Origin of the sequence: Bradyrhizobium sp. NC92 (assembly GCF_025200865.1) — a bacterium.
Lineage (GTDB): Bacteria > Pseudomonadota > Alphaproteobacteria > Rhizobiales > Xanthobacteraceae > Bradyrhizobium.
Genome location: NZ_CP104171.1, coordinates 6,130,343 through 6,143,466 on the forward strand (window position 1 = coordinate 6,130,343; position 13,124 = coordinate 6,143,466).

The following is a 13,124-nucleotide window of genomic DNA, read 5'->3' on the forward strand; positions in this document are numbered from 1 at the left end:
TCAGCATCGACGATCTCCTCTCTCTGGTTCTCACTGGCTCGCTATCGGGTGACGCTGCGGGATCGGAGGACATGGGCCCCCAGCAGAATCAAAATGGATAGGACGATCAGCAGTGTTGCGATCGCGGGAATCACCGGCGTCAGGTTCTGCTCGATGTCCTCGAACATTCGGCGCGGCAGCGTCTTCTGGCGCACACCGGACAGAAAGAACGACACCACCGGCTCGTCGAAGGAGATGATGAAGGCAAACAGCGCACTGCTGGCGAGACTCGGCAGGACGAGTGGCAGCGTGACCAGGCGAAAGGCCTGGAAGCGTGTCGCGCCGCAGCTCATGGCGGCCGCCTCCAGATTGGCATCGACCTTTCCCAGGGCGGCGGCCATCGTGAAAACGACGAACGGCAAGGTGAGCACCGTATGCGCCAGCACGAAGCCTGGAACGGTGCCGGAGAGACCGATCGTCTGAAAAAACAGATAGAGGCCGACGGCGAGCGCGATATGCGGCACAATGACCGGCCCGATCAAAAGGATCTGGAAAGCCGTGACCAGCCGGCTGCGGCCGCGGATCATTGCATAGGTCGCGGCTGTGCCGATGACCGACGCGAAAAGAGCGGTCAGCAAGGCGACCTGCACGCTGAGCCAGGTGGCGGCACGCCATTGCCTGCTGTCAAAATATTCCGCGTACCATTTCAGCGTGAAGCCGGACGGCGGAAATGCCAGATAGTCGTTCTGGCTGAACGACATTGGAATGACGATGACGAGAGGCACGATGATGAAGGCCAGCACGGCATAGACATAGGCCCCCAGCGCAAGCGATCCGCGGTCGGTCGGCGGTTTCACGAGGCATTCCCCATCAGCCGGTCGAACCGCAGCGTCTTGCTGAAGACGATCGCCAGCAGCGTCACGAATACGGTCAGTACCCCGACCAGCGCCGCAGCGAAGGGCCAATCGAGCACCTCACGGATCTGCTTCGAAACGAGCGTCGAGATCATCATCTCCTGCGGCGAGCCAAGCAGGGCGGGCGTGATGAAGAAGCCGATCGCCGTGAGAAACACGAGCAGCGAACCGGAGACGACGCCCGGCAGACTCAGGGGAAGGATGACTTCCAGAAAGGTCCGCAGGCGCGTCGCGCCGAGCACGGCGGCCGCACGCCCATAGTCGTTCGGAATGCTGCGCAATGCGCCGTAGATCGGCAGGATCATGAACGGCAAGAGCACGTGGGTCATGGCGATGACGACGGCGCTCTGGGTGTAAAGCAGCTTGAACGGCTGTGACGTCAGTCCGAGAGACATCAACGCCGAATTGATCAGCCCGTTGCGCTGGAACAGGAATGACCAGGCGGCGGTGCGTACCAGGACGCTCGACCAGAGCGGCAGGATGACACAGACCGCGACAAGGGCGGCGACCGTTCCCTTCGCCCGGCTCATGTAATAGGCGACCGGGAAGCCGAGGATCACCGACAAGGCGGTCACCAGCGTTGCGGTCCAGAGCGTGCGCATCAGGACGCGCATGTGAACCGGATTTTCGACGACGCGCGCGTAATTATCCAAGGTCGGATGCGGCTCGAGGATGCTGATCACCAGGAGCTGCAGGATCGGATAGACGAAGACGAAGGCGATGATGGCGAAGAACGGCAGGAGCAGCAGCAACGTCGACAGGCCGCTCAGCCGGCGGCCGTCGGAATGCCAGAAATGCGATCGCCTCGCCTCCGTCATCGCCGCTTTCCCCGGTAGAGCAGCATCGCCTCAGTAGGGATAGTGAAGGTCGCAACGTCACCCGGGGCCAAGGAGCTGAGCTGCGAGGCGCCGGGGATTCGCGCGCGCATCTCGGTGCCGTCAGGCAGACGTCCGATCAGAAGCAGGGCTGCCCCGGCATAGACGGTGTCGCTCAGCGTCACAGTGATGACTTGCCCGGCGGGATTGGCGCCGAGTTGCAGCCGCTCGGGCCTCACGGCCAGCACCGCCGCCTCGCCGGCTGCAACCGGCTCGACGGCCGCCGTGGCCGGCAGGCGCCATATTTCACCCCAGGGCAGCGCCACAGAGATGCCGTCGCCGACGCTTTGGACGGCAACGTCGACGAAATTCATCTCGCCGATGAAGCCGGCGGTGAAGAGATTCGCGGGCCTTTCGTACAGCTGGCGCGCCGGCCCGATCTGCTGGATCTTGCCATCCCTCAGGACGGCGATCCGGTCGGCCATGGTCAGCGCCTCGCTTTGGTCGTGGGTGACGAAGATGACGGTGATGCCAAGCTCGGCGTGCAATCGCTTGATCTCGAGCTGCATGTCTTCGCGCAGATTCTTGTCGAGCGCACTGAGCGGCTCATCCATCAGGAGGACGCGCGGCTGATAGACGATCGCACGCGCGAGCGCCACGCGCTGCTGCTGACCGCCGGAAAGCTCATTCGGACGACGGTGGCCATAGCCTGCCAGACGCACGGTTGCGAGCGCGGCTTCGGCGCGCGCGTGACGTTCGGCCGTCCGGAGACCGCGCATCTTCAAGGGAAAGGCGACATTGTCGAGAATCGACATGTGCGGGAACAGCGTATAGTTCTGGAACACCATTCCCAGATTGCGTCTGTTCGAAGGAACATAGGTCAGGTCTTCGGAATCGACGTGAATGGTGCCGCTGGTCGGGAATTCGAATCCCGCAACGCTCATCAGGATCGTCGTCTTTCCGGAGCCGCTGGGTCCGAGCAGGGCGATGAACTCACCGGCAGCAATATCGATATCGACGCCATCGACGGCGGACACGGCACCGAAGCGCTTCTCCAAGCGACTGATGCGGATCGATGCGCCCGACGCCGATTGCCTGGCCGATGCAATATTCACGAAGCCTCGCTTCCCTTTCGCCTGCCCTCGGGCGGCCCTTGCACCCAATCCAAAGCCGCCCCAGCGACTTCGATATAATATTTGATATATCAGGCTATCGCGCGATGAACCCTGCGACAAGGGCCATCTGCGCGTCGAGCATAGGCTTTCCGCCGACGACCTTTGCGCCCTGCGCAGCCGCCCTTGCAAGAAGCCGGGTCACTGCAGGATTGACGATAATGTCGCTGACGGTGGCGCCGGGACCGACACCTTCGATGTCGAGCGGAAGCGGATCATCCGGCTTCATGCCGAGCGACGTCGTATTGACGATGAGATCGAATGCGCGCGCCTCTGCGCGGCCGGCGCTGACCTTCGTGGCGGGATAATGCGCCGCCACGGCAGCCGCAAGCGCACGAGCTTTCTCCTCATCCCGGTTCAGGATCGTGAGTTCGCGCGCGCCGGCCTCCGCCAGACCGAATGCAGTGGCGCGTCCCGCGCCACCGGCACCGACCTGGAGCACTTTCCGATCGCGCACCGCAACGTCGTGCTGAGCGAGGCTGGCGATGAATCCCCTTGCATCCAGATTGTCGCCAACGAGGCGCCCTTCCGCCGTCCGCTTGACGAAATTGACCGCACCAATCAACCGTGCCGCCTGCGTCATCTCATCCAGATGTTCGATCACGCAGGTCTTGTGCGGGATGGTGACGCCGAAGCCGAAGACGTTGCGCATGAGCCTGATGCTTGCGACGACCTGGCCAAGATCGCCCGGCAGGACATGGATCGGCGACACCGCCAGATCCTCGCCGATCGATCCGAAATAGGCATTCATGACCGCACTCGCCCGCACATGATCGATCGGGTCGGCGAGCACAAACATGATCTTGGTCTTGCCGGTGATCTCCATGGACTAGTCCTTGTCAGGCCGGCAGAGCAGCGCGGCCGTAACTGCCATAGCGTTCGACCACCCGCGCCATTTCGTCGTCGGCAAGGATCGCGGGTGCGCCGGCCTGACAGGCGAGCAGATACTGCCGGGCAAGGGTTTCGAGCTTCACGGTGAGGTCGAAGGCCGCCTGCAGCCCTTTGCCGACGGCAATCATCCCGTGGTTCGCGAGCAGGCAGGCCTTGCGTTGTTTCAGCGCCGCGACGGCGCCGTCGGCGAGAGCCCTGGTGCCGAACGTGGCGTAGGGTGCGCAAGGCACATCGTTGCCACCAAAACTGGCGACCATGTAGTGGAATGCCGGGATTGGCTTTGCGAGGCAGGACAGCGCGACGCAGCAATCGGCATGGGTGTGCACCACCGCGTTCACTTGCGGATAGGCGTTGAGGATCGCCAGATGCATGTGCCATTCACTGGAGGGCAAGCCGTCTCCAACCACCGTTCCGTCGCGCTTCAAACGGACGAGACCGTCGATGGTGGTGTTGCCGCTATTGCCGCCGGTCGGCGTGATGAGAATGTCTTCTCCGATGCGAGTGCTGACATTTCCGCTGCTGCCGTGGTTGAAGCCCTTGGCTTCAAGGCGCGCCACGATATCCAGCACGGATTGCCTCAGTTCGCGTTCGTTCAATTGACTGCCTCCGGATTCAACATTGCTTCGAGCGTCGTCGCGAACAGGTCGACGGGGCCCAACTTGCCGGACTTGAGACAAAGGGCCAACGGATCCTCATCTTCTGTCACCGCGGTGCCGATGCCGGGTCCGCCATAGGGACCGACCCGCAAACGCCGAATGCCGAGCTGCTCGACGATCGCACCAGAGGTCTCGCCACCGGCCACGACGAAGCGCCGTACGCCGACACTGCGAAGAGAGACAGCGAGTCGACCAAGAATGGCCTCGGCGAGCTTCGCCGCGCCTTCACGACCGTATCGCTCCTGAGCCATCTTGACGGCCTCCGGCGTGTCCGAAGTGGCGAAGCCGATAGGACCGTTCCGCAGCCGCGGCCGCGCCCAGTCGAGCGCATCGCCAACCGTCGCCGCCGCATCTTCAGCGTTCAGAAGATCGATGCGAAGCAATGGATGGCTCTTCTCGAATTCAGCAAGTTGCTCCAACGTCCGCTCGGCGCAACTCCCGGCGAGAACCACGCCGCCGCCACCAACCGCGCGCAAACTGGGCGGTCTCCTGGCCGCGGCGATGAGCCCCCGCGCCTTCCAGATGTCCGGGTAGTGCTGCACGATCGTCGCATTGCCTGTCATCAGCTTCCAATCACAGGTGAGCGTGGCAAGCGTATCGAGATCCCGATCGTAGATCGTGTCCGCAATGAAGTAGCGGATACCCCGAGCCGCCGCTTCCGCGATCGCGCGACCGGCCGAGTCCGCGCCGGCGTTGACCTGCGAATGCGCCAGAAGGCCGACCTTGGCCCGCGTCTGACGCTGCAGAACCCGGACCAGATCGGGATCGGTCATCGGCGTCAGCGGATCATTGCGTTTCGGCGAGTCCGAGATCAGCTTGGTGCCGAGAAACAGATGACCGTTGTAGACGGTTCTTCGAAGGGCGGGAGAAGCCGGGCAAAAGGCGGTGTATTCGGCGCCGGTCAGCTGCATCAGCAGGTCGGAGACCGGGCCGATATTTCCCTGGTCGGTGGAATCGAACGTCGCACAATATTTGAAGAAGATTTGCCTCGCGCCCCGCGCAAGCAGCGCCCGTGCCGCCTTCGCCGTCATGCTGACGGCTTCGCTCGCGGGGATCACCCGCGTCTTCTGCGCGACCACGATAGCCGGCACATCGCCGCAGCCGCGAACCAGATCGGGGTCGGTGACAAATCCGCATTCGATGCCGGCAGCGACCAGCATCGCGGCCGTTTCCATGCCGCCGGTCAAATCGTCCGCCACCACCCCGAAGATAAGCTTCGTCATGCGTCCCGCAGATCTCGAGCAGATAGTCTGCGAACCTTGATACATGATATATCAAATATTGGCAAGACTCCCCGAGGTAAAGGTCCCGGAGTGCGGCTGGCAAGATGGCGGAGAGCGATAGTCGAACCGACGTGTCGCGACCACAGATTTCGGACATGTGAGACCGCGCCGGCTCTCGTCCGCCGCCTGTGCACACACCGCCTCTAACGACGAGCACGTGATCGATCTGCTCAATCGGAAGGGGCGAAAATGATGAAACGAAGGAAGATTCGCACGGCAATCTGGCCGCGGGAAAGGTCGCACGAGAGCCGTTTCGGGCTCGGCAGTTCTTCCCGCAATTTATTGAATAAGACCGCTTTCGCGATGGTGGGCGCACCAGGGCTCGAACCTGGGACTCGCTGATTAAGAGGCAGCCTCGGGTTGAGAACAATCAATGAACTTACTGGTCGCAGCATCCGCGTGGTCGGAGCATCCGCGGGGGTGAACCCTGGCATCTAGTTGGCGGCCTATCTCTTGAAGCTACTCTTAGAGCAGCTCACGGGGCGGTTTGGAGCCTTTTCCGTTCCGATTGATCGAGTCCTCGGGTACCCTATTCGAGCTGGGTCGGCGGAACTGCTGAAGTTGATGGATGGCCGCATGGAGAGCGGAGATGAGCCGGCTCGAGAAGCAGATGGATCCCTTCCACCCTGCCGCTCATCTGACAACGGCGGATCGCGTCCCTGAGAATCGAGGGCTTGAGCAAGTCGACACGGCGTCGGTCGTTGATCCGGCCCGAGAGCAAGCCGCCTCGTCGCCCGCGCAGTTTGGGTCGGGCCAGGCGGCGACCGGCGTAACGGGATCTCCCAATTGGATCGACCGAGCACGTAGCATCTGGCGGCGCCATCTCCAGCGCGATCAACTCCCCCGGACGACCGGAGGGTCGATGGGAAACTTCGAGCGGTGGTTGATCGCACTGCTGAGCGTCGGCTTCGTCGTGAGTTGCGTTTGCGCGATCATTGTCATCATGCAGGTCAACGCGCGCAAATTGGAGATCGCAACACTGCAACGTGATATCATCGCGCTCAAGTTACGCGTAGCCAGGCTCGATCAGATCGCAAGCGCCAATGAGATCCGCGAAAAGGCAAGCAGTGGAACACCCAAGCCGCCGTTGGAGACCCAACATGACCAGGCTCCGCTTGTCCTGTCACGTGAAGAGATTCAGCTTATCCGAGACCATATCAAGCCTGCACCAGTTGCGGGCCCCGCGACTGAGACGATAAGGGTCGGCGATCCCGTCGTGGGAGAAACCGTTCCCTTTCCCTCTCCGATCACGGAGAAGGTGCGGAAACTGCTCGGCGCAAGATTTACCATTCGCAATGGCGTTGTTGTCATCGTCCGCAGCGGCAGCCGTCACGCTGATGCTGTGATCGGGCCAAATTGACGAGAACTGGCCGCGATCGCAGTAGCCGATCGCCCTCTTAAGGCTGGTTGTTTGGTGGTCTTTCAATGAACCGCCGGCTGCCATTGAGAAGCTCGAGGTTATTGGCGATAACCGGGTTGCCTGGATCGAGCGAATAAGCCTTCTCAAACTTTCGGCGCGCCGCACTCAGATTGCCGCGCAGCATGTACGAATATCCCTGGTCATTCAGGACTTGCACCGTTTCGCCGCCGAGCCGGATCGCTCGGGCATAGGCCTGATCGGCCAGGTCGAAACGACGCAGCTTGTCGTAGCTCGCCGCAAGTCCAATCCAGGCCGTGACGTCCTTGGGTGATTTCTCGACGGCGTCCTTGAAATAGCGCTGTGAGAGTCCGTAACTGCCGCGATTGTAATGCTCCAGGCCCAGCCGCACGGGCTCGTCCGACGGGTAGTACTTGACGTCGGTCGGCTCCTGCACGGGGTCTCCGCCCGGTGGCTCGACCGGAGCCACGATGGCAGCCTCCCTCAGCGTCTGATCGCACCCCGCAAGGCCGATCCCCAACCAGCAGCAGGTCAGCATGAAGATGATACGCCGCATAAACCCTAGTCCCCCGCGCGGCCCAGCAGACTCACTGCACCGTTCGTCAAAAAATCACCGCTAATTTTACTTACCAAAACCAATTACCTATTCGCCGCGCCACCAACCGGCACTGATACTCCAGCAGTCGATCCGGCCCCCAATCCTTCTATGTTGACGTTCTGGGTTGGGGCAGTCCGCACGCCCATCTGTTTCGTCGCATCGCCAATGTCGGGAAGCTGATCCACTGGCTGTTTCGTGTTGCCATAGCGCGTTACGGCAGCACCCACGCGGCGAGCGTCGTATGCGATCCTGCGATCACCGACGTTGCGCGGCCACGGATGGATTGTATGGGTGACGGCGTTGACTTCCTTGGCGTTGCCGGCACTCATCGTGATGGTGTCCGAACGCTGGAAATAGCGGTCCACCTCGTCATGACCGGCCACCCCGTAACAGCCCCCGAGCAGTAGCGGTGCGAACAGAGCCAGATACCTGATGGTCATCTCCCGCTTCCTTCTCAGTTGAGCGTCTTCACGACCGGCTCGTTCGCAGCGGCCGGCGCAGGAACGGACAGCCTGACCTCAGGCGCGATGATGTGACCGTACGGGCCCTTCACCTCGCCTCCGGAATTGACGTAATCATTGTAGCGTTTGCGAACTTCCATCTGGCCGTTGAGGAAGAAATCAACGTCGTTGGCCGGCAGGCGCGAGTCGAGCGGCGAAGCCAATTGCTGACCGGGCGCCGCCGGCGCTACCAGGCGCGGCGTCACGATGATCACCAGGTCCGTCTCCTCCTGCTGGTACGACTTGCTGCTGAACAAGGTGCCAATCACCGGTACCGAGCCGATCCACGGCAATTGCGAGACATCCTGGCGATTGCGGGTTTGGAGCAGACCGGCGATTGCAAAGCTCTGGCCGTCGCGCAACTCGACCGTCGTTCGCGCGTCGCGGCGGCTCAGCGCAGGAATGGTTGTGCCGGCAATCTGCACCGCATTAATGAAATCGAGCTCGCTAACGGAAGGTTCAACACGCAGGTTGATCACGCCGCGCGATAGGACTGTGGGAACAAAGCCAAGTTCAACACCGAACTTCTTGAATTCGATGGTGACCGTCGGCAAAGCGCCGGCAACCGGCGTTGAGGCAACTGGCACCGGAAATTCACCACCGGCCAGGAATCGCGCTGAGTCGCCTGAAAGGGCGATCAGATTGGGCTCCGCCAGCCGACGAACCAGCCCTTTGGTCTCCAATGCAGAGATCAGCAGGTCCACTGAGCCGCCGTTGCTGGTCCGGATGACGCTGGTCAACAAACTTCCGAACGGTTGAGGAGCTACAACATTCGCGGCGGTGTTCAGGAGCGTTCCTGCCGTTCCGAGCAGCGGAAGACTACCCGTCGGAGAAGCACCAACAGGAGTCCCGCCGGTATTGCCAATGGGATTTTGGACCGTATTAATACCACCGATTGGGCGTCGGCCCGTCGCGCTTGTTGCACCACCGAGCCCGGTATTCCCGACATTGGTCCCGTTGGCATTGGCGACATACAAGTTCATGCCGAGCTCGCGACCGGCGGTGCGGTCCGCTTCGAGAAAGCGCACCTCAAGCATCACCTGCTGCGGTGCAGCGACGCTCATCGCGTTGACGATTGTCCCCCCTTTGCCAACCGTACTGGTGGCGATCGCCATGGCTCGCTCGGCGGTAACGGCATCGGCTGCGGTCCCGCTCAGCACGACCTGTCCCTCGGAAGCCGACACGCGAATACCGTGGCCACCGGTGCTGGTCCGGATGTTCTGCTGTAGATTTCCGGTATCGATCACGACCTCGACGTCGAGGATCCCGATCTGCTTCATCGATGAATCAAATAGTATGACGTTTGTCGTACCGGTCTGCTTGCCCTGCACGTAAATGAGGTGATCGCTGAGCGATTTCACGTCCACAATATCAGGCGAGCCGGCCACGATGGTTGCGAAAGCAGTATCGACCTTGAAGGTGCGTGACTTGTTGACGACGAGCTTGACCCGCTGGACGTCGTTCATTTCGCTGACGAAGACGCCGCCGGAGGACCCCCGCCGGTCTGCAGCCGTCGCGCGGTCAGGGGTCGCAAAGGAGGCGAGCGCCGCACCAAGACCCATCACGCCAAAGGCGAGAAGCCTCCCTGCAGCCCTACCCGAAACGCGATCACCACCCATTCGAGTCCCCCCACTGTAATCCGCGGCCATCCCCGCAAATCTACGTGCTCGATGCCCTCAACAATTCTCCTCCGCGTACCACGTCGCAGAGCTTACGATCTGTCCCACTACAATTCGTTACTACGTGCTTCCAAGATCATCGTCCTTCATGCAGGCAGCTTGCAAGACGAGATACTTACCGCACAGCCGCAAGCAGAAAGAAAACCCTGCAATGTTGCCAGCGCGCATCATTCTCTCTGGTTGTGGGGAACTATCCCGCGGCGCGACCGCTCTGGGCACGCGCTCCGGTCGTCGCTTTGCGATCGAAGGACGGTCGGTCGCACGCTTGGCGATTCGCTTGGCCGGGTAATTCCGCATCCGCGCGTTTGGCCCACATGCCGCGGCCACGAGGCACTGCCGGGGGAAACATGTCAGACTTGCTGCCATATTTGCGCTAGAAGGGAATCTGGTTGGAGGCGCTCGGCGCATTGAGCGCTGTGCCCCATATGGGCATCAGCATCGTAAAGTTTGCCTGGGAAGCTGTAACACTCAGGCTGTTGCTGGTGGCCCCCACGGTCAACGTTGGCGTCAGACCTCCAAAAAACAGGAAGGGGGCCGCGGTCTGCTTGGCGGCGGTGGACAGGGGATCCCCGGTGCAGCCGGCCGGCGACTGCGGCGGGCTTTGAAGCAAGGCAGGCGTATAGCAGCTAATCATGACCGCACGGGCGCCAGCACTCGCGAGCGTCCGCAAGGATTGCATCGTGATGGCATAGCGTCCGAGATCGAAGATCACGAACATCAATGTGAAAAGCGGCACGACCACCATGATAAACTCAAACGGCGCAGTACCGCGATTGTCGAGCTTTCTCATTACTGCACCAAAGCGACAACTTGGGTGTAAATAATCGTGGCCGGAGCACAGCCTTCCGTGCTGAGGTAGCCGCCACCGCTCATGTCGATGGTTTTGGCGATCACTTGTGAACAGGTCGTATTGGTGCTGGAAGTCGTTCCGGCCCAGCTAACGTCGACCTTGGGGAAGTAGATTGCCCCGCCCAGGCTAACCAGACCGCCACCGTTGATGGTGACCTTGTTGCTGGTCTTGCTCGGAGCCTGATCGTCGATCAGGACGCCATCTAGATCGGAGGAGAACGTGTTAGTGGCAGGTGCGGAAAGATCAGCCGTACCCCCGTTGATGGTAAGCTGCGAGTCTCCGAGCAAGACGAGGGTTACGCCTACGCCTTTCAGTTGTCCGCCAGTCATCTTTATATTTGCTTTGTAGAAGAAGTATGTTCCCGGGTCCAAAACGTACTTGTCGCCGTTCTGCACCGTGAAACTGCCGTAAGCTCCAGTCCCGGCGCTATTTGGCGCGCAATGCTTCCAGCCATCCGCCTGAAGGGTGCATGGCATATTTGTATTGCCCGTCCTGCTGTTGAACGATGCGGTGTCCAGTTTGCTGAGCGGATTGCTGGCGTACGTCATGAAATAGTTGTGCGGCACGCTAAGACCGCTGCAGGTGCCTGACGGGGTGCAGCCACTTACACCATAGACCGCCCATCCCGAGCCGGTGAAAGATGGAGTGCTGGCGAGTTGGACACTCGTATCCGACATCAGCGCGCAGCCAGTTCCGTTGTTGCTGAGATTGCCAGCCAGCTTGAGTGCGCCTGAATCAGGTCCAAGCGCGAGGACGCACGCCTTGGTCGGCTGCTGGACCAGTGCAATGGCTTGGGCGGGGATGTTGACGGTGGTCAAACCCAGCACTGCCGCCAAGTACGCCGGTTGTTGCTGGCTGACCCTGGCGCGAACGGCGTTGCCGGTGCCTGCAGGTGGTGTTGTGAACGTGCCCGCACTGTAGTCGCCGATATCGATCTGCACGGCCCGCGAGATTCCGGTCGGTAGGGTTGTCGGACAGTTTCTGCCCGGATAGCCGGTAGCGTCGTTGGGACTCGAGTTGCAAAATCCGTTCTGTGCCGCGAATTCCTTGCCGCGATAATCCACTGATTGCGTGTCGCAGGCCGCACCCGCCATCGTACATGAAAGCCGCAATGCGCCCGAATAGGCGGCCGAGTCGGCCGCGTTCTGCGCATGCTGGCGGGTGACGTACCACGATCCGGCCTCCGCCCCGAGTGCGACCACTCCGATGAGTGGCACGAGAGCGATGACTGTTGCGAATGCGATGGAGCCACGTTGGGAATGGAGTAGACTACGCATGGAAGCCCCCTACTGGAACCGTTCTGAGTAAGGCAGCGTGTAGGTACAAGTGGTGGGACACAGCACCCCTCTCCACACAATTGGAGCCAAGGTGATGGTTGTCGAGAATGTAATGTACTTGGGAGACTCCAGATTGCCTGGCGAACAGGTGGCCCCTGCGTCTCCGCACAAAACCTGAAGATTGCTGATCGCATGACCGGCGACTGTCGTCTGTAGCCCTGTCTTCCAGCTCACCGTGCCGTCAGGGGCGAGCGGATTAGCGTACTGCACATACTGCCCGAAGGAGCGCAATGCGCTCCATGCGGAGATAAATTGGAAGCCTGCAGCAGCCAAGTCGGCGAGCGGCATGAGCAGGAACGCCACCAAAACTGGATAGACGATCAATGTCTCAAACGCGACGGCGCCGCGTTGATCAACGATGAACGACTTCTTGTGGCTCATGAGCCTACCTCGACCGATACCCGGTCGTCGACCGGAACGGCACTCACCAAACATAGGGGATCACCCTCCAGCGCGACGCTTCGTAACTCGAATACTCAGGGCAGTTGCGCCGAAGCAGGTCCTCTTCATAATGAATTCGGCAAATCTGGACGCCGATATGCAGGACGAGCAGGATGGCTGTCAGCAGCGACGGGTTTTTCAGCACCACACCCAACACCGCGATTTCTTCCGCGAGGTAGAGCGGGTGCTTGATCCACCGATACGGACCCGTTTGCACCACGTTACGCGCCTGTGGCACCAGGCTGAATGACCTGCCGAGATGCCTGATGGTGACCAGCATCATGATCATGCCGATCAACACGCAAGCGGTGGATGCGAGGTTTGGGAGCGCCTGGTCGGTCTTGCCGAAGAGCGCGATCGACCATGGCATGTAAGTGCCGACGAACGCCGCTATTCTCGGGCGAAGACCTTCCGCCTGCGCCTTTGCCGGCGGCCGCGTGATGGTCAACAGAGCCAGCAGTACGTAGAAGACCGCAAGGCACACACTCGACAAGAGCGAGGGCCAGGGATCATCGGGCGACGAGCCAATCTTGAAGGCGACGCCAAGTGCCAGCAACATGAACCACATGCCGCCGAACAGCTGCATCGTCCGATCGTAGGAGGAGGTCTTCGACAGGACAACGGTGCTCAT

The 13,124-nt window shown here is 61.0% G+C and carries 14 protein-coding genes; 1 reads left to right on the forward strand and 13 read right to left on the reverse strand.

The features are described from left to right. Positions 1-41 precede the first annotated feature (41 nt). The 6 genes from N2602_RS28975 to otnK form a co-directional block, all read right to left on the reverse strand. Positions 42-836 (reverse strand): ABC transporter permease, encoded by a 795-nt coding sequence (locus N2602_RS28975; protein ID WP_172785641.1) that lies wholly within the window; start codon positions 834-836, stop codon positions 42-44. Next, positions 833-1,711 (reverse strand): ABC transporter permease, encoded by an 879-nt coding sequence (locus N2602_RS28980; protein WP_246570736.1) that lies wholly within the window; start codon positions 1,709-1,711, stop codon positions 833-835. Before N2602_RS28980 ends, N2602_RS28975 begins: the two co-directional genes overlap by 4 nt. Next, complete coding sequence (locus N2602_RS28985; protein WP_260383726.1) at positions 1,708-2,817, reverse strand: ABC transporter ATP-binding protein; 1,110 nt, start codon at positions 2,815-2,817, stop codon at positions 1,708-1,710. The genes N2602_RS28980 and N2602_RS28985 overlap by 4 nt, the downstream gene beginning before the upstream one ends. A 100-nt stretch (positions 2,818-2,917) precedes the next feature. Beyond that, the gene (locus N2602_RS28990; protein ID WP_260380203.1) at positions 2,918-3,706 is read right to left on the reverse strand and encodes a shikimate dehydrogenase; all 789 of its coding nucleotides are present in this window, start codon (positions 3,704-3,706) and stop codon (positions 2,918-2,920) included. A 13-nt stretch (positions 3,707-3,719) separates the two neighbouring features. Further along, positions 3,720-4,367, reverse strand: a complete 648-nt coding sequence (locus N2602_RS28995) for a class II aldolase/adducin family protein (RefSeq protein WP_260380204.1) — start codon at positions 4,365-4,367, stop codon at positions 3,720-3,722. Beyond that, complete coding sequence (gene otnK / locus N2602_RS29000) at positions 4,364-5,695, reverse strand: 3-oxo-tetronate kinase (RefSeq protein ID WP_260380205.1); 1,332 nt, start codon at positions 5,693-5,695, stop codon at positions 4,364-4,366. Before otnK ends, N2602_RS28995 begins: the two co-directional genes overlap by 4 nt. A 604-nt stretch (positions 5,696-6,299) precedes the next feature. Here otnK and N2602_RS29005 point away from each other — a divergent pair. Beyond that, on the forward strand, positions 6,300-7,070 hold the full coding sequence (locus tag N2602_RS29005; protein ID WP_260380206.1) for a hypothetical protein: 771 nt from the start codon (positions 6,300-6,302) through the stop codon (positions 7,068-7,070). Between the two features lie 37 nt (positions 7,071-7,107). On the opposite strand, the gene N2602_RS29010 is transcribed toward N2602_RS29005, so the two are convergent. From N2602_RS29010 to N2602_RS29040, 7 genes are all read right to left on the reverse strand, one after another. Continuing rightward, the gene (locus N2602_RS29010; RefSeq protein WP_260380207.1) at positions 7,108-7,644 is read right to left on the reverse strand and encodes a tetratricopeptide repeat protein; all 537 of its coding nucleotides are present in this window, start codon (positions 7,642-7,644) and stop codon (positions 7,108-7,110) included. Between the two features lie 83 nt (positions 7,645-7,727). Beyond that, positions 7,728-8,126, reverse strand: a complete 399-nt coding sequence (locus N2602_RS29015) for a hypothetical protein (RefSeq protein ID WP_260372265.1) — start codon at positions 8,124-8,126, stop codon at positions 7,728-7,730. A 14-nt stretch (positions 8,127-8,140) separates the two neighbouring features. After that, the gene (locus N2602_RS29020) at positions 8,141-9,805 is read right to left on the reverse strand and encodes a type II and III secretion system protein family protein (protein ID WP_260380208.1); all 1,665 of its coding nucleotides are present in this window, start codon (positions 9,803-9,805) and stop codon (positions 8,141-8,143) included. A gap of 433 nt (positions 9,806-10,238) precedes the next feature. Beyond that, a complete protein-coding gene (locus N2602_RS29025; RefSeq protein ID WP_260380209.1) occupies positions 10,239-10,655 on the reverse strand; it encodes a TadE family protein in 417 nt (138 codons plus the stop codon). Then, complete coding sequence (locus N2602_RS29030) at positions 10,655-11,992, reverse strand: TadG family pilus assembly protein (RefSeq protein ID WP_260380210.1); 1,338 nt, start codon at positions 11,990-11,992, stop codon at positions 10,655-10,657. The genes N2602_RS29025 and N2602_RS29030 overlap by 1 nt, the downstream gene beginning before the upstream one ends. Positions 11,993-12,001: 9 nt before the next feature. After that, positions 12,002-12,433, reverse strand: coding sequence for a hypothetical protein (locus tag N2602_RS29035; protein WP_104464028.1), 432 nt, complete (start codon positions 12,431-12,433; stop codon positions 12,002-12,004). A 43-nt stretch (positions 12,434-12,476) separates the two neighbouring features. Beyond that, a complete protein-coding gene (locus N2602_RS29040) occupies positions 12,477-13,124 on the reverse strand; it encodes an isoprenylcysteine carboxylmethyltransferase family protein (RefSeq protein ID WP_212255194.1) in 648 nt (215 codons plus the stop codon).